The sequence below is a fragment of the Salmonella sp. SSDFZ69 genome (genome assembly GCF_004010755.1).
Classification (GTDB): domain Bacteria; phylum Pseudomonadota; class Gammaproteobacteria; order Enterobacterales; family Enterobacteriaceae; genus Salmonella; species Salmonella enterica.
Map to the genome: position 1 here is coordinate 3,901,933 of NZ_CP034831.1, position 20,384 is coordinate 3,922,316.

General features: G+C 52.8%; 19 protein-coding genes. 9 read left to right on the forward strand and 10 right to left on the reverse strand.

Annotated elements, in window-relative coordinates:
- Positions 1 to 69: 69 nt before the first annotated feature.
- Positions 70 to 1,038 (reverse strand): phosphoserine phosphatase, encoded by a 969-nt coding sequence (serB, locus tag EOS98_RS19355; RefSeq protein WP_001132983.1) that lies wholly within the window; start codon positions 1,036 to 1,038, stop codon positions 70 to 72.
- A gap of 116 nt (positions 1,039 to 1,154) precedes the next feature.
- Between serB and EOS98_RS19365 the strand changes: the two genes are divergently transcribed.
- The 7 genes from EOS98_RS19365 (at position 1,155) to EOS98_RS19395 (ending at position 8,364) form a co-directional block, all read left to right on the forward strand.
- On the forward strand, positions 1,155 to 1,799 hold the full coding sequence (locus EOS98_RS19365; RefSeq protein WP_000090067.1) for a YtjB family periplasmic protein: 645 nt from the start codon (positions 1,155 to 1,157) through the stop codon (positions 1,797 to 1,799).
- Positions 1,800 to 1,832: 33 nt separating this feature from the next.
- A complete protein-coding gene (gene lplA / locus EOS98_RS19370) occupies positions 1,833 to 2,849 on the forward strand; it encodes a lipoate--protein ligase LplA (RefSeq protein ID WP_126524310.1) in 1,017 nt (338 codons plus the stop codon).
- 312 nt (positions 2,850 to 3,161) lie between these two features.
- A complete protein-coding gene (locus tag EOS98_RS19375) occupies positions 3,162 to 3,851 on the forward strand; it encodes a DUF1120 domain-containing protein (RefSeq protein WP_126524311.1) in 690 nt (229 codons plus the stop codon).
- A 47-nt stretch (positions 3,852 to 3,898) separates the two neighbouring features.
- Entirely contained in the window at positions 3,899 to 4,588 is a 690-nt protein-coding gene (locus EOS98_RS19380; RefSeq protein ID WP_000722276.1) for a DUF1120 domain-containing protein, read from the forward strand.
- A gap of 77 nt (positions 4,589 to 4,665) precedes the next feature.
- The gene (gene stjC, locus EOS98_RS19385; RefSeq protein WP_001112033.1) at positions 4,666 to 5,373 is read left to right on the forward strand and encodes a fimbrial biogenesis chaperone StjC; all 708 of its coding nucleotides are present in this window, start codon (positions 4,666 to 4,668) and stop codon (positions 5,371 to 5,373) included.
- A 13-nt stretch (positions 5,374 to 5,386) separates the two neighbouring features.
- Complete coding sequence (locus EOS98_RS19390) at positions 5,387 to 7,795, forward strand: fimbrial biogenesis outer membrane usher protein (protein WP_126524312.1); 2,409 nt, start codon at positions 5,387 to 5,389, stop codon at positions 7,793 to 7,795.
- Positions 7,792 to 8,364, forward strand: a complete 573-nt coding sequence (locus EOS98_RS19395; RefSeq protein ID WP_000841604.1) for an outer membrane protein — start codon at positions 7,792 to 7,794, stop codon at positions 8,362 to 8,364. The genes EOS98_RS19390 and EOS98_RS19395 overlap by 4 nt, the downstream gene beginning before the upstream one ends.
- A 37-nt stretch (positions 8,365 to 8,401) precedes the next feature.
- Here the strand turns inward: EOS98_RS19395 and deoD are convergent, their stop codons facing one another.
- The 4 genes from deoD to deoC form a co-directional block, all read right to left on the reverse strand.
- Positions 8,402 to 9,121, reverse strand: coding sequence for a purine-nucleoside phosphorylase (gene deoD / locus EOS98_RS19400; RefSeq protein ID WP_000224864.1), 720 nt, complete (start codon positions 9,119 to 9,121; stop codon positions 8,402 to 8,404).
- Positions 9,122 to 9,330: 209 nt separating this feature from the next.
- Positions 9,331 to 10,554: a phosphopentomutase gene (gene deoB, locus EOS98_RS19405; protein ID WP_000816454.1), complete on the reverse strand. Its 1,224-nt coding sequence runs from the start codon at positions 10,552 to 10,554 to the stop codon at positions 9,331 to 9,333.
- 51 nt (positions 10,555 to 10,605) lie between these two features.
- Positions 10,606 to 11,928: a thymidine phosphorylase gene (gene deoA / locus EOS98_RS19410; RefSeq protein WP_000477838.1), complete on the reverse strand. Its 1,323-nt coding sequence runs from the start codon at positions 11,926 to 11,928 to the stop codon at positions 10,606 to 10,608.
- Positions 11,929 to 12,051: 123 nt separating this feature from the next.
- The gene (gene deoC, locus EOS98_RS19415) at positions 12,052 to 12,831 is read right to left on the reverse strand and encodes a deoxyribose-phosphate aldolase (RefSeq protein ID WP_001519713.1); all 780 of its coding nucleotides are present in this window, start codon (positions 12,829 to 12,831) and stop codon (positions 12,052 to 12,054) included.
- Between the two features lie 259 nt (positions 12,832 to 13,090).
- Between deoC and EOS98_RS19420 the strand changes: the two genes are divergently transcribed.
- Entirely contained in the window at positions 13,091 to 14,641 is a 1,551-nt protein-coding gene (locus tag EOS98_RS19420; RefSeq protein ID WP_001111671.1) for a YjjI family glycine radical enzyme, read from the forward strand.
- A complete protein-coding gene (locus tag EOS98_RS19425; protein WP_001064939.1) occupies positions 14,613 to 15,476 on the forward strand; it encodes a YjjW family glycine radical enzyme activase in 864 nt (287 codons plus the stop codon). Before EOS98_RS19420 ends, EOS98_RS19425 begins: the two co-directional genes overlap by 29 nt.
- 32 nt (positions 15,477 to 15,508) lie before the next feature.
- On the opposite strand, the gene EOS98_RS19430 is transcribed toward EOS98_RS19425, so the two are convergent.
- The 5 genes from EOS98_RS19430 to prfC all read right to left on the reverse strand — a co-directional run bounded on the left by EOS98_RS19430 (position 15,509) and on the right by prfC (position 20,374).
- Positions 15,509 to 16,282, reverse strand: coding sequence for a metal-dependent hydrolase (locus EOS98_RS19430; RefSeq protein ID WP_000119005.1), 774 nt, complete (start codon positions 16,280 to 16,282; stop codon positions 15,509 to 15,511).
- The gene (locus EOS98_RS19435) at positions 16,279 to 17,352 is read right to left on the reverse strand and encodes a patatin family protein (protein WP_000531540.1); all 1,074 of its coding nucleotides are present in this window, start codon (positions 17,350 to 17,352) and stop codon (positions 16,279 to 16,281) included. The genes EOS98_RS19430 and EOS98_RS19435 overlap by 4 nt, the downstream gene beginning before the upstream one ends.
- Before the next feature lie 123 nt (positions 17,353 to 17,475).
- Positions 17,476 to 17,637, reverse strand: coding sequence for a DUF1328 domain-containing protein (locus EOS98_RS19440; RefSeq protein WP_000490276.1), 162 nt, complete (start codon positions 17,635 to 17,637; stop codon positions 17,476 to 17,478).
- Between the two features lie 128 nt (positions 17,638 to 17,765).
- Positions 17,766 to 18,383: a molecular chaperone OsmY gene (gene osmY, locus EOS98_RS19445; RefSeq protein WP_000178963.1), complete on the reverse strand. Its 618-nt coding sequence runs from the start codon at positions 18,381 to 18,383 to the stop codon at positions 17,766 to 17,768.
- A gap of 401 nt (positions 18,384 to 18,784) precedes the next feature.
- Positions 18,785 to 20,374, reverse strand: coding sequence for a peptide chain release factor 3 (gene prfC / locus EOS98_RS19450; RefSeq protein WP_000175965.1), 1,590 nt, complete (start codon positions 20,372 to 20,374; stop codon positions 18,785 to 18,787).
- Positions 20,375 to 20,384 lie beyond the last annotated feature (10 nt).

The window sequence follows — 20,384 nt, forward strand, 5'->3', positions numbered from 1 at the left end:
GTTAACGCTGTTGCCGGATGGCGCTGACGCTTATCCGGCCTACGGTCGCCTTGCCATTGGGCAGGTTAATCATTTCTGGTTCATGCTGCCGGAGAGAATGCAAAACACGCCCATCAGGTCAGCGTGGCGGATCGTAATCTCCGTCTTTTCGTTTACTTTTGGCTTGGCATGGAAGGCAATACCTAACCCTGCCGCTTTGATCATGGGCAGATCGTTAGCGCCGTCGCCAATCGCCACCGTCTGCGCCAGCGGGATGTCATGCTCTTGCGCCAGACGAAGCAAGGTATTGGCTTTATACTCAGCATCCACAATATCGCCGATAACGTGGCCGGTAAATTTACCGTCCATGATCTCCAGCTCATTGGCGACCGCCGCCGTCAGGCGTAGCTGGTCACGCAGATAGTCGGCGAAGAAAGTGAAGCCGCCGGAGGCGATAGCGATTTTCCAGCCAAGCGCTTCCAGTTTTAGCACCAGCTGCGTTAATCCTGGCATTAGCGGCAGATTCCCGCGCACCTGGCGCAAAATATCGGCATCCGCGCCTTTCAGCGTCGCCACGCGGCTGCGCAGGCTGGCGGTAAAATCAAGCTCGCCGCGCATCGCGCGCTCCGTCACTTCAGCCACCTTCTCACCGGTACCGGCCAGCTTCGCGATTTCATCGATACACTCAATTTGGATCGCCGTGGAATCCATATCCATCACCAGCAGCCCCGGCGTGCGCAGATGCGGAATTTTACCCAGCGGCGCGACATCCAGCTGCGCCTCATGCGCCAGCCGCGTCGCACGCGGCGTCAGCGACCCCGCCAGACGAATGACCTGATAATCCTCCACGCACCAGGCGGCGACAATCACCATTGCGGCGCCCAGTTTGGTCTGATATTGAGTTAAACGCTGCTTATCCAGCCCGCGCCCATACAGCAGCCAACCGCTGCGGCCTGCATGGTAATCCAGAGGCATCACCTCGTCGCCGCTTAAAGAAAGAGGCAAACCAGGCCATAAAGAGACATCTTCAGGCAGATCGCACCAGGTAATGTTAGGCATTAAAGCTCCTGTAAATCGTTCAGGCCGGTAACCGCCCCGCGGAAAATAACGCATGAGGCTACCTTGTAACCATCGCTTCTGGCAACATTAAGCCTCAAATTTTCAGCAGGTGGAATATGGCTCGCGCAAAACTGAAATTTCGGCTGCATCGTGCAGTCATTGTATTGTTCTGTCTCACACTGCTCGTCGCGCTCATGCAGGGCGCTTCATGGTTTAGTCAAAACCACCAGCGACAGCGCAATCCGCAGCTGGAAGAGCTGGCCCGCACGCTGGCGCGCCAGGTGACGCTCAACATCGCCCCGCTGATGCGCAGCGAAACACCGGATGAAAATCGCATCAACGCCGTGCTGCGTCAGCTCACGCAAGAGAGCCGTATTCTGGATGCCGGCGTCTATGATGAACAGGGCGATCTTATTACTCGCGCTGGCGAAAGCGTCAATGTGCGCGACAGGCTGGCGCTGGATGGCAAAAAAGCGGGCAGCTATTTTAACCAACAAATTGTCGAGCCTATCCAGGGGAAAAACGGCCCCTTGGGCTACCTGCGTCTGACGCTGGATACCCACACGCTGGCCACCGAAGCAAAGCAGGTCGATAACACCACCAACATTCTACGCCTGATGCTGCTACTCTCGCTGGCGATAGGCGTGGTGCTGACGCGCACCTTGCTACAAGGTAAACGCACCCGCTGGCAGCAGTCGCCCTTCCTGTTAACGGCCAGCAAGCCTGTTCCGGAAGAGGAAGAGCGTGAGGAAAAAGAGTAAAATGACGGCTTAATAAAGGTAAGGAAAACCACTATGACAACATTACGCCTGCTTATTTCTGACTCTTACGATCCCTGGTTTAACCTGGCGGTCGAGGAGTGCATTTTCCGCCAGATGCCCGCCACCCAGCGCGTGCTGTTCCTGTGGCGCAACGCGGATACGGTGGTCATTGGACGCGCGCAAAACCCGTGGAAAGAGTGTAATACGCGGCGTATGGAAGAAGATAACGTCCGTCTGGCCCGCCGTAGCAGCGGCGGCGGCGCGGTATTCCATGACCTCGGTAATACCTGCTTTACCTTTATGGCCGGTAAACCGGAATACGATAAAACCATCTCCACCCATATTGTGCTCGCGGCGCTGAATTCGCTGGGGGTCATGGCCGATGCTTCGGGACGCAACGATCTGGTCGTAAAAACGCCGGACGGCGATCGCAAAGTCTCCGGTTCAGCCTATCGCGAAACCAAAGATCGCGGCTTCCATCACGGTACGCTGCTGTTGAACGCCGACCTCAGCCGTCTGGCGAACTATCTGAATCCCGATAAAAAGAAACTTGCGGCGAAAGGGATTACCTCCGTTCGCTCCCGCGTGGCCAATCTTACCGAGCTATTACCGGGTATCACCCATGAACAGGTCTGCCAGGCGGTGACGGAAGCCTTTTTCGCCCATTACGGCGAACGCGTCGGCGCGGAAGTGATTTCACCGGATAAAACGCCGGATCTGCCGAATTTTGCCGAAACCTTTGCGCGCCAGAGCAGTTGGGAGTGGAATTTCGGCCAGGCACCGGCGTTCAGCCATCTGCTGGACGAGCGTTTCACCTGGGGCGGCGTCGAGCTGCATTTTGACGTCGAGAAAGGTGTGATTACCCGCGCACAGGCGTTTACCGATAGCCTGAACCCGGCACCGCTGGAAGCGCTGGCCGAGCGGCTGCAAGGGTGTTTGTACCGCGCGGATAAACTACAGGAAACGTGCGAAGCGCTGCTGATTGATTTCCCGGAGCAGGAAAAAGAACTGCGGGAACTGTCGGCGTGGATTGCAGAAGCTGTGCGCTAAATGAATAATATCAGAGAGACGAATGTGTCTCTGATATTATTTAAACATAACAACATATTCTGAAAAATGAGTGAATAGCACAAATAGTTAAAACACACTCACTAACTACTATATTCTTTAAAATTAATATTATTTCCCCGCACTTCATAAACCCAGCGAATTATAAACCATTTATCATCACCAATGATGATTAAAGTTTTTCTTAACCAAGATTTAATTTTATTAAATTTACAACATATCATTATCTTCATAGAATCCCGACCCGCGCATTACATGTCATTTGGAAATATACTTAATCGTTAGGGATTACTGATGAAAAAATTATTAATAGCGACCTCTGTCGTAATAGGATTATCAACTTCAGCGCAAGCGGTTGAATCCACTGCTGTATTAAAACTGACTGGCGTTTTAACCAACGGCGCATGTATACCAGAGTTAAGTGATGGTGGCGTTGTAGATTTCGGTACTAAGGCCGTTAGCGATCTGCTGCCAACTCAGACGAATCAACTGGGATACAAAGATATAACACTCACGATTCAGTGCCTTGCACCGGCAAAAGTTGGCTGGGTCGCTACCGATAATCATGCCGATTCGGCGACAACGCTGACTATCGATAACGCAACATTTAGCGGTCAGAACAATAGAATACCAAACTATCAGCTAGGTCTGGGTACAACCGCAGATGGTATCAAGATTGGTGCATACGGCCTCTCCATAGACGCGAATAATTCGACCGTCGATGGAGTTAAGACGAAGATGCTAGCGTCAAATGATTCGAATCCTGGTGTCTGGGCTTTAGCATCAAACGAATACGTTGCGCTTACCAATACATTTCCAACCCGCAATACATATAGTGTTGGCGATGACAATGGCCCCGTCGCTTTTACCACCGCAACATTTCCTATACGCGTAGCTGCCGCTATACAGGGAACGGACACACTGGCTATTACCGATAACACCACGCTTGATGGTCAGGCGACCTTTACACTCGTATATCTGTAACTCCAGCATTCACATGGAATATTCAACACCTCTTTAATGGAACTATAATGAAAAAAATTTTGCTTATTACTGCAATTGCAGCTTCCTTTGCTACAACCAGCGTGAATGCTGACACCACTGCCGTATTAAAAGTCACCGGTCAACTGGTTGTTGGTGGTTGTACCCCAGAACTCAGCGGCGGCGGCGTGGTTGATTACGGTACTATCCGCCTCGCCACACTTTCCGCAACCGATGTAAACCAACTGGGTACTAAAGATGTCTCTCTGAGTATCTCTTGTCCGTCTGCAACCAAAGCAGCATGGACTATTACCGATGACCGTGCGGACACCCACCCAGGCGCATCCGTTATCTCCATAGCCAATGGCGATATGACTAATAGTATAGTATCTGATACCACAATGTCCTACGGCGTTGGCAAAACAACCGAAGGTGTAAAAATCGGCGCGTTCTCTATTTATACCGATACCGCGAACGTTACCGCTGATGGTGTAAAATCTGACGCTATCTCAGGAACCGTTGATAGCCCAGTCTGGCAGAAGTCTTCCACCGGGATTATCAAAAACGGCAATATGGAAATGTTTACCGTTGCTACAAAAGGCACCACCGAACCGGTTCCGTATACCCTCGCCATTTTCCCGCTGAAAACCTCACTGGCTATTCAGAATACTGCAACGCTGGCCATTACTGATGATACTGATCTGGATGGTCAGGCAACCATCACGCTTAAATATCTCTGATCCAGACCGTGTAAAAAGGTTATTGATCTGTCTCCCTTATTATGGGGAGACAGATTAAAATTAAAGGACTAATCCTGATGCCAGCAGTGACTAAACTTCCATTATTATTACTCAGCGTCCCTTTTGTTTTTTCAACACTCTTTTCACAGGCTAACGCTGCCGGCATGGTACCGGAAACTACGCTACTGGTGATTGAAGAATCCACACACAGCGGCGTAATGAATGTTAAAAACACCGACAGCAATCCGGCTTTGTTATATACCACCGTCGTTGATTTACCTGACGACAATGGTGTGAAACTGGATGTCACTCAACCAGTTGTTCGCGTTGAAGCAGGCCAGCAGCAGCAACTACGCTTTATTATGGAAAGCACGGAACCTCTCACCGTCGAGCACTATAAGCGCGTCACGTTTGAAGGTATTCCTCCGAAATCTACCGATAAAGGAATGAAAATAGGTTTTAATCTACGCCAGGATTTGCCGGTATTAATTCGTCCTAAAAATCTACCGGTCGTTACTGATGCCTGGAAATTATTAACCTGGTCCAGAAACGGACAAACAATCAACGTCAAAAATCCGTCTCCCTACGTTGTACGTTTAGCCCAAAATATTACCTTCTTACCTTCCGGGGGCGAAGGCACGATTAAAAAAACCTATATTCTGCCCGGCGAAACATTGAACGTCAGTATAAAAACGCCCCTTGCTGCTGATACATCCGTACGTTTTTACCCTGCCAGCCGTTACGGCATTGAAGTCCCCAGCTTTACCTCACCGCTGGTGCCGTGATGAGAGCTAGCACGTGAAGTATTTAAAACTGCCGCTATACATCAAAACTGCGCTTTATTGCTCACTGGCGACCACGGCGTTTTCGGCTCTGGCGGAGGAGCTGAATTTTGACATGGGTATTCTCACCTCCAGAGGCATTAGCCCCAACGTGGCACAATATTTTTCCCGTGCGCCGCGTTTTCTACCAGGCAGCCACACCGTCATGGTAAAGATCAATGGCGTAAATAGAGGGTCGTTGGTCGCGCGTTTCGACACAGAAGGCCAGCTTTGCGTGGATGACGATTTCCTCAGCGCCAGCGGGCTCGTACCGCTTAATATCAGCGCCAAAGAAACATGCCATAGCCTACAAGAAGATTATCCCTCAGCGATTATTACCCCACTGCCAAACAGTGAATCGCTGGAGCTTTTTGTTCCGGCGCAGGCTCTGGATAATAACTTACTCTCGCTAAACAACGTGATTAAAGGCGGCACCGCCGGGTTATTTAACTATAACCTGTACGCCAGTCGCAGCGAGTCATCCGGTAGCGATAGCCGAAACTATGCCCAGGCAAACCTTGAAGCTGGCTTAAACTTCGCGGAATGGACGCTGCGCAGCCGCTACATGCTGACGAATAATGATGGAGAATACCGTACCGATAGTCTATATACCTATGCGGAGCACGTATTTCAGGCACAAAAAATGCGTGCGCAAGTTGGGCAGATCAACGTCAACTCCAGTCTATTCAGTGGCGCGCCGATCAACGGCGTACAGCTTATCCCTGAACAAGGGCTGGCACAGGATACACAAGGCGTAACCATTAACGGTATTGCCCGAACCCACCAGGCTCGCGTTGAAGTTCGTCAGTCCGGACAGATTATTTATACCGCACCAGTGAACGCTGGGGCATTTACCCTTGAAAATGTCCCCATCATACGCAGCAATACCGACCTTAACGTCAGCGTCGTTGAAACCGATGGCTCAACGACAACCTTCACGGTGCCGGCAGTATCCTTTAATTTACGCGAACTCACGCCCGCAGGCTTAACAATGTCCATAGGGCGCATACGTGATACCACCAGCGACTATTCGCTCCCCTGGATCTATAACATCAGCGATGGTTGGAAACTGAGTGAAAACTGGCTGGCGCAGGCGTCTGGCGTACTGGCACAAGACTATCAAGCGGCAGGAGGGATGCTGCAATGGCTTCCAACCAACAAATGGACGTTTTCCGGCTCAATGCTGGGCAGTAAAGCGTCCTTTGGCGAATCTCTGCAGGGTGCGAAAAGTGAACTACGCGCCAGCATGGCGCTGCCCGGGGAAATCAGACTTGACGTTAGTACCGCCCGCTACAGCGACGGATATCGTGAGTTAACGGATGCGCTCAATAAAGATGCTTACGAATATCAAAGTAGCTCCAGTGCTAATATCGCCTGGAACCATAATCTGTTAGGTACCTTCTCACTGGGTTATTACACTTATCAGGCTACGGATAATGACAACGACTCTCGCAGCATAATGGCTTCCTGGGGCAAAACATTTAAATATGCCTCAATTACCGCTAACTGGCAGCACGCTGTTAATCAGGATGATGAGAATCATAACGACAGTAATGATGATGATATGTTTTACATCAACATCAGCATTCCACTCGGTGAGCAGCGCGTCGGCGCTTATATGCGTAATCAAGGTGATAAAACAACCTATGGGCTACAAAATAATGGTTCGCTGAGTAAAGACACCCATTACTATATTTCTGCGGATCGTGATGCAAAAAACCAGCAAAATAGCTTCAACGGTAATCTCAATAGCAATCTTCATTACACTCAACTCAGCGTGGGCGGCGGCACTGATGGCGATAATTACCGCAACTATAACGCAACCTTCAGCGGAGGCATCGCTGCACATGAACATGGCATAACGTTCTCGCCTTACACCATCAAAAATACCTTTGCTATCGCACGCCTGAGTGAACCAGAAAGCGGCATTGAAATCGCCACGCCACAGGGGCGAATCTGGACTGACCGCTGGGGGCAGGCCGTCATTCCGGGGCTAACTGAATGGCGGAAATCCCGCGTAGAGGTTAATGCGAATACGCTACCAAAGAGCATGGAACTGGCAAACGGTATTAAGAATATTACCGTCGCGCACAGCGCTTTTCGGGTACTGGATTTCAACGTGCTGAATACACGCCGTGTGATGCTGACAGTAAAGCGTCCGGATGGCTCATGGCTACCTAAAGGCACCAGCATTGTAGATGAAAAAAATAACTATTTGGTCAGCGCTGTCGACAGCGGACGCGTATTTATCACCGATGTTGGGGATAATCCTGCGTTATATGCCGCTGATGATGATATGAATCGTCTGTGTCGCATCCACTACACGCTGCAGAAAACCCAGGATAAAGAGGCATTTTATGAAACGGCAAAGGGAGTCTGTCAATGAAATCCAACAGCAAATGGTTGGGGATTGCTATATGTTGTATCTTCACCGCACTACTCCCTCCATCAGCCCGGGCCGACGATGACTGCCAAATAACGTTCTCTTCGCCAAACGTCAGCTTTGGCTGGCTTAAGCAAGATGATATCGTCAATTCTCAGCAAGGCTGGAATCAAATGTCTTCACAGGAGGTTCACGTTAGTGTGAGTTGCCCAGAAAGCCAGAATATTGCTCTTTTTGTGCAGGCCTCAGCGGGGGAAAAGGGACGATTTTATTTTGGAAATAACGGTGGTCTCGCCGTACGTGTTAGTCAGATGATAGTAGATGGTAAAAGTTATCCTATTGCCAGCACCCTTGATAGAGTGAGCTTTGCTCCCAATGACAGTGCCCTGGATAGTCTGTTGCTACATAATAACAACGGTATCATCGCGATGGATAATAACCAGCAGGTCAGTGGGAAAATGATGAACGTCACGCTGACATTAACACCTGTCTTGAACGATAATCAATTTACGCATGCTACCGATACGGTCATGCTAGAAAGCAATTTACAGTGGGAAGTGCTGACGAAATAAACGATGAAGGGGGCCTGCTCTGGCCCCCTTCACAATCTTACTCTTTATCGCCCAGCAGTACGGATTCCAGCGCGATTTTGATCATGTCGTTGAAGGTCGTCTGACGTTCAGCGGCTGTGGTCTGCTCGTGGGTACGGATGTGGTCGGACACGGTGCAGATGGTCAGCGCTTTCGCACCAAACTCAGCCGCAACGCCGTAGATGCCCGCCGCTTCCATCTCTACGCCCAGTACGCCGTATTTTTCCATCACGTCGAACATTTCGCCGTCCGGAGAATAGAACAGGTCTGCAGAGAACAGGTTGCCCACGCGCGCGTCTACGCCCAGCGCTTTTGCCGCGTCAACCGCGTTACGTACCATGTCGAAGTCAGCGATAGCCGCGAAGTCATGATCTTTAAAACGGATACGGTTCACTTTGGAGTCGGTGCAGGCACCCATACCGATCACCACGTCGCGCAGTTTGACGTCCATGCGCACAGCGCCGCAGGAGCCGACGCGAATGATTTTCTTCACGCCGAAATCGGTGATCAGCTCTTTGGTATAGATGGAGCAGGACGGGATACCCATACCGTGGCCCATCACGGAGATCTTACGGCCTTTGTAAGTCCCGGTGAAACCTAACATGCCGCGAACGTTGTTCACTTCGCGGACATCTTCGAGGAAAGTCTCAGCAATGTGCTTCGCACGCAGCGGGTCGCCCGGCATCAATACGACGTCAGCGAAATCACCCATTTCTGCATTAATATGTGGAGTTGCCATCTTCAGTTCCCTTTAAATTTGTTGTTATTGCCTGATGGCGGCTACGCCTTATCAGGTCTACAAAACGTGTGTAAAAACAGTGAAATACCCTAAGGGTTTCGCGTTGTAGGAAGGCGACGAATTCGTGAATCCCCGGGAGCATAGATTAACTATGTGACCGGGGTGAGCGAATGAAGTCAACGCATCTACAGCGCGAAAGACAACGGGTATCACAGCATGTTTTTACCGTAGTCCATCGGCGATGTACCAAAGTAGGTCGCCAGCGTCTGGCCGATATCCGCGAAGGTTTCACGGTGACCTAAAGAGCCCGGTTTGACTTTCGGACCGTAGATCAGCACCGGAATGTGCTCACGGGTATGGTCAGTACCGGTCCAGCTCGGGTCACAGCCGTGGTCAGCGGTCAGGATTAGAATGTCATCTTCCCCCACCAGCTCCATCAGCTCCGGCAGACGGCGGTCAAACAGCTCCAGGCCTGCGGCGTAGCCCGCGATGTCGCGACGGTGGCCCCAGGAAGAGTCGAAGTCGACGAAGTTAGTGAAGACGATGGTTTTATCGCCCGCTTCTTTCATCTCTTTGAGGGTCGCGTCGAACAGCGCGTCCAGACCGGTCGCTTTCACTTTCTTAGTGATGCCGCAGTTGGCGTAGATGTCGGCAATCTTACCGACGGACACCACGTGGCCCTGTTTTTCATCGACCAGTTTCTGCAGCACAGTCGGCGCTGGCGGTTCTACGGCCAGGTCGTGACGGTTGCCGGTACGCTGGAAGTTACCGGCCTTGTCGCCGATAAACGGACGCGCGATCACGCGGCCAATGTTGTAGCCGCCTTCGGTCAGCTCTTCACGGGCGATTTCGCACAGCTCGTAGAGTTTATCCAGGCCAAAGGTCTCTTCGTGGCAGGCAATCTGGAACACGGAGTCAGCGGAGGTGTAGAAAATCGGCTTGCCGGTTTTCATGTGCTCTTCGCCGAGCTGGTCCAGAATGACCGTACCGGAAGAGTGGCAGTTACCGAGATAGCCCGGCAGGTTGGCGCGTTTCACCAGCTTATCCAGCAGTTCCTGCGGGAAGCTGTTTTCGTGATCGCTGAAATAGCCCCAGTCGAACAGCACCGGCACGCCGGCGATTTCCCAGTGGCCGGACGGCGTATCTTTGCCGGAGGACAGTTCGTGCGCCCATGCGTATGCGCCAATAACGTCCGCGTTGCCGTCCATGCCGGCGGCAATTTTACCGGTAGAGCCTTCATGCGCTTTCACCAGCCCCAGACGAGTCAGGTTAGGCAGATTCAACGGGCCCTTACGGCCATTGTCAGCTTCGCCTTTGGCGCAAGCTTCTGCGATGTGGCCCAGAGTGTCGGAACCTACGTCGCCAAAACGATCCGCGTCTTCAGTAGCGCCGATGCCGAATGAGTCCAGCACCATAATAAATGCACGTTTCATATCTTCTCCGTACTTAGTGCTTCAAAAATAATTGATCAGATCAGTATACAACTATTCAGTAATTCGACGATAGACCGAAGGTGTGCTTGCTGGCGCTTTATCGTCAAGGATAATTGCCGCTTTGACGGCCTTCGCCGCTTCCTGCCAACTGGCTTCGTCTTTGGCATGAATCACCGCCAGCGGGCGCTGCCCGTCGATGCTGTCGCCCAGACGGGCCATGTCGGTAAAGCCAACGCTGTAATCAATGGTATCAGACGCCTGACGACGGCCGCCGCCCATCGAGACGACCGCCATCCCCAGCGCACGCGTATCCATTGCGCTGATAAACCCTTCGGTATCAGCATATACCGCTTTGCTCAACATGGCGGTCGGCAGGTATTTATCGTAGTTCTCAACGAAATCGCTCGGCCCTTTCTGCGCGGCCACCATACGACCAAAGACTTCTGCCGCTTTACCGTTATCCAGCACCGCCTGTAATTTCGCACGCGCTTCGGCGTCGTCTTTCGCCAGCTGACCGGAGATCAGCATCTCCACGCATAGCGCCATGGTAACGTCAAACAAGCGCGGATTGCGGTATTCACCGGTCAGGAACTGCACGGCTTCACGCACTTCCACCGCGTTACCGGCGCTTGAAGCCAGCACCTGGTTCATATCGGTTAACAACGCCGTAGTGCGAACTCCCGCGCCGTTTGCCACGCCGACAATCGCTTCAGCAAGGGCTTCAGAAAGTTCATAGGTTGGCATAAACGCGCCGCTGCCGACTTTTACGTCCATTACCAGCGCATCCAGCCCTTCGGCCAGTTTCTTGGCGAGGATGGAACCGGTGATCAGCGGAATAGAGTCCACCGTCGCGGTAATATCGCGGGTGGCGTAAAAACGTTTGTCCGCTGGTGCAAGCGAGCTGGTCTGCCCAATAATCGCCACACCCACGTCTTGAATAATTTCGCGGAAACGGTTGTCATCCGGGAAGATATCGAAGCCCGGGATCGCTTCCAGTTTGTCGAGCGTACCGCCGGTATGTCCGAGGCCGCGACCGGAGATCATCGGCACATAACCGCCGCAGGCCGCTACCATTGGCCCCAACATCAGAGACGTCACGTCCCCTACGCCGCCGGTCGAATGCTTATCGACAATCGGGCCATTGAGATTCAGGCTTTTCCAGTCAAGGACAGTACCGGAATCCCGCATCGCCATGGTCAGCGAAACACGCTCCGGCATGGTCATATCGTGGAAGAAGATGGTCATCGCCAGGGCGGCAATCTGCCCTTCAGAGATAGTATTGTCACGAATACCATTGATAAAAAAACGAATTTCTTCGTCACTCAACGCATGACCATCACGCTTTTTACGAATAATTTCTTGTGCGAGAAACACGGTACCCTCCTGAGGGAAAAGAGTAGAAGGCTTACATCGCCGGATGGCGGTTAACGCCTTATCCGGCCTACAGGCCTGGATTTGTAGGCCGGATAAGCGCAGCGCCATCCGGCAAATCAGAGCTTAGTAGCTGCTGGCGCTCTTACCGTCGCCGTGACCCAGCGCTTTCAGCAGGCTTGCCAGCAGGCTGGATGCGCCAAAGCGGTAGTGACGAGAATCTGCCCAGTCAGCGCCAAACAGTTCGTCTGCAATCGCGAGGAATTTCTGCGCGTCTTCCGCCGTACGTACGCCGCCCGCCGGTTTGAAGCCAACGGTTTTGGAAACGCCCATGTCGCGGATCACTTCCATCATGATGCGCGCGCTTTCCGGCGTAGCGTTTACCGGCACTTTACCGGTAGAGGTTTTGATGAAATCCGCACCGGCTTTGATGGAGATTTCAGAGGCTTTACGAATCAGCGCCTCTTCTTTCAGCTCGCCGGTTTCGATGATCACTTTCAGCAATACGTTCGCTGCGGCACAAGCGTCTTTACAGGCTTTTACCAGGTCAAAACCCACCTGCTCGTTACCGGCGATCAACGCGCGGTACGGGAATACCACGTCCACTTCGTCAGCGCCGTAGGCGATCGCCGCACGGGTTTCCGCCAGCGCAATATCGATGTCATCATTGCCATGCGGGAAGTTAGTCACCGTTGCAATGCGGATGTCCGGCGTACCTTGTTCTTTCAGAGTTTTACGCGCAATCGGGATAAAACGCGGGTAAATACAAATCGCCGCCGTATTCCCGACCGGGGTTTTTGCCTGATGACACAACGCGATCACTTTTTCATTGGTGTCGTCATCGTTCAGAGTGGTCAGATCCATCAGTTTGAGCGCACGCAGGCTGCTTGCTTTTAAATCAGTCATGACATTCTCCAACGGCATTGCCGTATAAAATTTCACCTTGCGAGTCTGTTAATATTCTAACATTCACTCGCGTTTACACTTCGATATACATCACAGTTAATGAAAACTACGTACAAATTTGCATTACTGTAATGAGATCTGAATCAAATTATCCCGCCGTCACCGTCTGTTCTTCGAGCGATAAGCGCATCAGGATCAAAGTCGGTTTGCCGCCATTTTCTACAATAGCGCATCGTCCCGGCATAAAGAGGAAACGAAGATGCCTGCCTCATGCGAAACTGCGCTCCAGCAGCGTTGCCAGCAAATTGTGACCAGCCCGGTGCTCACGCCTGAACAAAAACGCCATTTTCTGGCGCTGGAAGCTGAAAACGCCCTGCCTTATCCCCCCCTGCCGGAAGATGCCCGCCAGGCGCTGGATGAAGGCGTCATTTGCGATATGTTTGAGGGGCACGCCCCCTTCAAACCGCGCTACGTGTTGCCCGATTACGCCCGATTTCTGGCTAACGGTTCACAGTGGCTGGAACTGGAAGGCGCGAAAGATCTGGATGATGCGTTATCCCTACTCACCATTCTGTATCATCACGTTCCTTCCGTGACGTCCATGCCGGTTTATCTCGGCCAGCTTGATGCGTTGCTGCAACCGTATGTTAGAATTCTAACACAAGATGCGATCGATATTCGAATAAAACGTTTCTGGCGTTATCTCGACAGAACGCTGCCAGACGCCTTTATGCATGCCAATATTGGCCCTGCCGATACGCCTGTCACACGAGCGATTTTGCGCGCTGATGCCGAGCTAAAGCAGGTGGCGCCTAACCTGACGTTTATCTACGATGCGGAAATTACGCCGGACGATCTGCTGCTGGAGGTCGCCAAAAACATTTGCGAATGCAGTAAGCCACACATTTCCAATGGCCCTGTAAATGATAAAATTTTCACAAAAGGCCATTATGGCATCGTCAGTTGTTATAACTCGCTACCGCTTGGCGGCGGCGGCAGTACGCTGGTACGTCTCAACCTGAAAGCCGTGGCAGAACGCAGTACGTCTGTCGATGACTTCTTTTCACGCACGCTACCGCACTACTGCCGACAGCAGATCGCCATCATTAATTCACGATGTGAATTCCTCTATGAAAAGTCACATTTCTTTGAGAATAGCTTTCTTGTACAGGAAGGTTTGATCGATCCCGAACGTTTTGCGCCGATGTTCGGTATGTACGGGCTGGCGGAAGCCGTGAATCTGCTGTGCGAAAACGCGGGCCTGAACGCCCGTTACGGCAAGAATGAAACGGCAAACGAGCTGGGCTACCGTATTAGCGCCCAACTGGCGGATTTCGTCGAAAATACGCCAGTGAAGTATGGCTGGAAGCAACGGGCGCTGCTCCATGCCCAGTCTGGCATCAGTTCCGATATTGGCACTACGCCGGGCGCGCGTCTGCCGTATGGCGATGAACCGGACCCTATCACCCATTTGCAAACCGTCGCGCCGCACCATGCCTTTTATCATGCCGGGATCAGCGACATTCTGACGCTGGACGAAACCATCAAGCGTAATCCGCAGGCGCTGGTTCAGCTTTGTCTTGGCGCGTTCAAAGCCGGGATGCGGGAATTTACCGCCAATGTCAGCGGCAACGATCTGGTGCGCGTCACCGGTTATATGGTGCGCCTGTCGGATCTGGCGAAATTTCGCGCCGAAGGCTCGCGCACGAATACCACCTGGCTGGGAGAAGAAGCCGCACGTAATACCCGCATCCTGGAACGACAGCCACGCGTAGTCAGCCATGAACAACAGATGCGCTTTAGTCAGTAAGATCATTGCGTTTTCCTGCGTCGATGGGCCAGGCAGCCGCCTGGCATTATTCTTACAGGGCTGCAATTTGCGCTGCAAGAATTGCCATAACCCGTGGACGATGGGACGCTGTAACGACTGCGGGGAATGCGTATCGCAGTGTCCGCACCACGCCCTCAGCGTTGATGGCGGGAAAGTGGTATGGCGGTCGGACATCTGCGAGCAGTGCGATACCTGCCTGAAAATGTGCCCACAGCAGGCAACGCCAATGGCGCAGACCATGAGCGTTGACGATGTGCTGCGTCATATTCGTAAAGCATCGCTGTTTATTGAAGGTATTACCGTCAGCGGCGGAGAGGCGACCACGCAATTACCGTTTATTGTGGCGCTATTTACGGCGATCAAAGCCGATCCGCAGTTACAACGACTGACCTGTCTGGTGGACAGTAATGGTCAGTTAAGCGAAACCGGCTGGCAAAAACTACTGCCGGTTTGCGACGGCGTAATGCTCGATCTGAAAGCCTGGAAGAGCGAGTGTCATCACCGTCTGACCGGACGTGATAACACGCATATTAAGCACAGTATCCGCTTTCTTGCTGCGCGGGGAAAACTGGCGGAGCTGCGGTTGCTGGTTATCCCGGGTCAGGTGGACTATGCGGCGCATATCGATTCACTGGCGGCGTTTATTACTTCGCTGGGCGAGGTTCCGGTGCGCCTGAATGCCTTTCATGCGCATGGCGTCTATGGCGAAGCTAAAGCCTGGCCAGGCGCGACGCCGCAAGAGGTGGAACGGCTGGCAGACGGATTGCGCGCGCGTGGGGTGGCGAAGCTGATTTTGCCGGCGCTATATTTGTAACCGTCGCCTGCCGGACGGCGGCTGCGATGCCATCAGAGCCGAAACAAGGTAATGGTATTGCGATACAGCGTATCGGCTATCACCTCTGCGGGCTCCGGACGTAATTCACAGAGCGCATCAAATACGCGCGCCGCCTGCTCCGGGCGATTCGGCTGCCCCTGAAACCCCTTTAGCGGCATATCCGGCGCATCGGTCTCCAGCAACAGCGCGTCCAGCGGCAACCGCGCCATAACATCACGGGTTTTACTGGCGCGCGGGTAGGTGATGGTGCCGCCGACGCCGATTTTATAGCCCAGTCGCACAAAGCGTTCGGCCTGTTGCAGACTGCCGGCAAAACCATGCACCACACCGGTTCGCGGTAGATCCTGGCGCTTTAAGTGCATCGCCAGTTTGTCATGCGTGCGCCGCGAGTGCAGGATCACCGGCAGATCGTAGCGTTTTGCCAGTTGCAGCTGCGCGTCTAAAAATCGCTCTTGCCTGGCGAACTGCGGGTCGTCGCGATAAAGGTCGAGACCGATCTCGCCTACCGCCACGACGTTCTGTTGTTGCGCCAGCGCCTGTTGTAGCTTATCAGGATCGTCATCGGCATGACGCTCAATCACAATGGGGTGCAATCCCAGCGCAGCATAAAGCGACGGGAAACGCGCCGCCAGCGCCAGCACGCGGGGAAAGTGAGCCGCCTCGGTCGCCGGCACGATGATTTTTTCAACGCCCGCCTCACAGGCACGCTGAATACTGGCGCGCTCATCGCCCGTAAAGGGCGGGAAATCAAAATGGCAGTGTGTATCGATAAAGCGCCAGCTCACGCCAGATCCTCGTCGGTAAATGTGGTGTCGTTTGCCTGCGGCGCGCTAATGACCTCCGCCACATGCGTATCATTGGCCACCGGCGCCGGAGGCACGACCACCGTTTCCGGCACGGCAATCCGCGACGTATGGCGCAAGAGAGGCGGCGTTGCGGCGAGCAATTTACCAACGGTGGCAAGGAAATAACGCCCGCATAATTGCCCGGTTTTGTAATCCTCACGCAGCGCCGGGATACGGCTGCCCAGCGCCATGCTGTGCAGCGGTTTCGGCGGATAAATTTCAATGATCCGCAGCTTACCCGGCGGCTTTTCAATAAATTGTTGGATCGCGCTGTAGGACGTTTCATGATGCTGCACCAGGTTGACCAACGGCTGTAGACTGCTCTCCCCCAGCCAGCGCTCCATACGCTTAAACCACTGCGGCGTGTAATACATTTGCGAGGGTACGGTGCGGATCACCACAATGGTTTTCGCCCCTCGCTTTGCCGCCTCCTGAACCGGAATGGCGTCGCTAATGCCACCGTCCAGATAGTTGATGCCCTCTAACGTAACGCCGGTACGGTAGAAACCCGGTATGGCGCTGGAGGCGCGAATGATATCAAGCCAGTTTTGTTTTGTCGGCGAGAAATAGCCCGGCGTGTAATCATCCCCCCGGCAGGCGCACATATAAAAGGATTTTCCGCTGTCGAACAGGCGCGCTGCGGTATCCATCTGCAGCGGCATTCGGGCGGCGGTGGATTCCACCAGCCAGTCGAGGTCAATAAGGTTTCCTCCGCGTACAAATCGCAGCGGATCAAAAAATTCGCGCCTGGTGGTATAGCGCATAATGACTTTACGCCCGTAGCCGGGCTGGTTGCAGAGATACGCCGAGAGATTTTGCGCACCGGCTGATGTGCCGAAGTAGAGATGGAAAGGATTAAACTGCGCACGCATAAACTCATCCAGCACGCCTGCGGTAAATATACCCCGCTGCCCCCCGCCCTCACAGACCAGCGCCATACGGCCTGGCCGGAACGGTGTTAATGATAACGGCGCAATATTGCCGAGCGTAACCGGTATTCGCTGGCCCACCTCTGCCTTCCTGTTTTTCATTTTTTTCCAGGCTGACAAGGTAACGCAAAACGTTAACGGCTAAAACCGTAAAAGCCAGTCCGCTGGACTGGCTTGATAACAATATATCTTTACAGCTGCCTGCTAGGGTCGTTTACGGCCCATGAACAGGCTGACCAGGAAGAGCACGATCCCGACGACGAAGACGATTTTCGCCGCGCCGGCAGCCGTACCAGCCAGTCCACCAAAACCCAATGCGGCGGCAATTAACGCGATAACCAGAAATATAATGCCCCAACGAAACATAAGCCTCTCCTTTACCATAGTTAATGTCGACCGCTAAATATGAGCGCTCAGGCTACTCATTCGCGATATTTTTAGTGTGGTGCACATTACGCCTCCCGACAAACGTCGGGAGGACGAATTACGACGAATTACTGAACTTTCAGATCGTTTTTAACACTTTTTACGCCATCAACGGCTTTCGCGATGCTTTCAGCGCGGTCGCTTTGTTCCTGAGTTTCAACAGTACCGGAGAGCTGTACGACGCCATCGGTCGTTTCCACTTTCACTTTACGGGAAGGGACGAGATCGTCCGCCAGCAACTTGGCTTTGACTTCACTGGTCGTGGCCGTATCGCCGGCATAACCTTTCACGGAACCTTCTTTATTGTCGCGAACGTGAAGTTTGTCGCTAACGGAGGTCACGCCTTCTACGCCTTTCGCCACTTTCACGGCGGCTTCAGCCTGCGCCTGGCTTTCTACAAAGCCGCTCAGGGTGACGACTTTCTGATTGGTTTCGACAGAAATATCGGTGCTTTTAATATTGTCATGGTCTACCAGCGCAGCTTTTACTTTCGCAGTGATGGCGCTGTCATCCATGAAGTTACCGACTTTATTCATAGAGCTATCGACTTTTTGCCCTGCGGTTTCGGTTCCGCTTTGCGCCTTGTCCGTTGTTGCGTTTTCTGCAAAGGCAGAACCTGTCGCAACAGCAGAGGTCAACATTACGGCCAGCAGAGTTTTAGAAATCTTCAGTCTTGTCATAGTCATCGATTTTGTCCTGTATAGTTTGCTCGTAATTTGAGCTCAGGCAACACGAGGTTGCATTGCTGAATGCGGTGAAACTCACCGGTTTCTGAAGTCAATGACTGGCATCACATTCGTGAATTTGTAACGACGCGTCGCCTGCCACCCTTCCGTTTCAGTTATTAATATCGTGACTGAAACAAATCTCAGCTTTAAGCTCTCATATTCACGCATTGAACAGGCATTAAAGCCGACATTTATGTCATCACTTTGTTAAATATAGATCACAATTTTAAAATCGCTTGTCGGTGCGTATAAAAAACAGGCAGATCGGAGAAAAAACGCGGGATTTAAGAACATTCCGTAAGCGGTTAAAAAGGCAGGGAAAGTACGAAGGCGCGGCGGATGCCGCGCCCGGAAAGGGATCAGTGTTCGCGCGTTTTACGGAACTGAACGTCAGGGTAACGTTCCTGGGTCAGGTTCAGGTTAACCATCGTGGGGGCGATATAGGTGAGATTGTCGCCGCCATCCAGCGCCAGCTGCGTTTCATTCTTACGCTTAAACTCTTCGAATTTCTTCGCATCGGCGCTTTCCACCCAGCGCGCCGTCGCCACGTTGACGGATTCATAAATCGCCTCAACGTTGTATTCGCTTTTCAGGCGCGCGACAACAACGTCAAACTGCAGAACGCCCACGGCGCCGACAATCAGATCGTTGTTGGAGATGGGACGGAATACCTGCACCGCCCCCTCTTCAGAAAGCTGCACCAGCCCTTTCAGTAGCTGCTTCTGCTTGAGCGGATCTTTCAGGCGAATACGACGGAACAGTTCCGGCGCAAAGTTCGGGATACCGGTAAACTTCATCATCTCGCCCTGGGTGAAGGTATCGCCGATCTGAATGGTGCCGTGGTTATGCAGACCCAAAATATCGCCCGGGTACGCTTCTTCAACGTGCGAACGGTCGCCCGCCATAAAAGTTAACGCGTCGGAAATCACCACATCTTTGCCGGTACGGACCTGGCGTAGCTTCATGCCCTTCTCATACTTACCGGAAACCACGCGCATAAACGCCACGCGGTCGCGGTGTTTCGGGTCCATATTGGCCTGAATTTTAAAGACAAAACCGGTGAATTTCTCTTCCGAGGCTTCCACTGTGCGGGTATCGGTTTGACGCGGCATCGGCGCAGGCGCCCACGCCACTAAACCATCCAGCATATGGTCAACGCCAAAGTTACCCAGCGCGGTACCGAAAAATACCGGGGTAATTTCCCCTGCCAGGAACAGCTCTTCATCAAACTCGTTAGACGCGCCCTGCACCAGTTCCAGCTCGTCGCGCAGCTGCTGCGCCAGGTCTTCACCGACGGCGGCGTCCAGATCCGGGTTATTCAGCCCTTTAACGATGCGCACTTCCTGAATGGTGTGGCCCTTACCGGTCTGATACAGATAAGTTTCATCTTTATAAAGGTGATAAACGCCCTTAAACAGCTTGCCGCAGCCAATCGGCCAGGTGATCGGCGCGCAGCCGATTTTCAGCTCGTTCTCGACTTCATCCAGCAGCTCCATCGGGTCGCGGATGTCACGGTCGAGTTTGTTCATAAAGGTCAGGATTGGCGTATCGCGCAGACGGGTAACTTCCATCAGCTTACGAGTCCTGTCTTCAACGCCTTTTGCAGCGTCGATCACCATCAGGCAGCAGTCCACCGCCGTCAGGGTACGGTAGGTATCTTCGGAGAAGTCTTCGTGCCCCGGGGTGTCCAGCAGGTTCACCAGACAGTCGTGATACGGGAACTGCATCACCGAGGTGGTGATGGAGATACCACGCTGTTTTTCCATCTCCATCCAGTCAGATTTTGCATGTTGGCTGGAGCCACGGCCTTTTACCGTACCGGCGGTCTGAATCGCCTGTCCGAACAGCAACACTTTTTCGGTAATGGTGGTTTTACCGGCGTCCGGGTGAGAAATAATGGCAAAAGTGCGGCGTTTGGCCACCTCTTGCAAATAAGGAGACAACGTCATAGTCAAATCT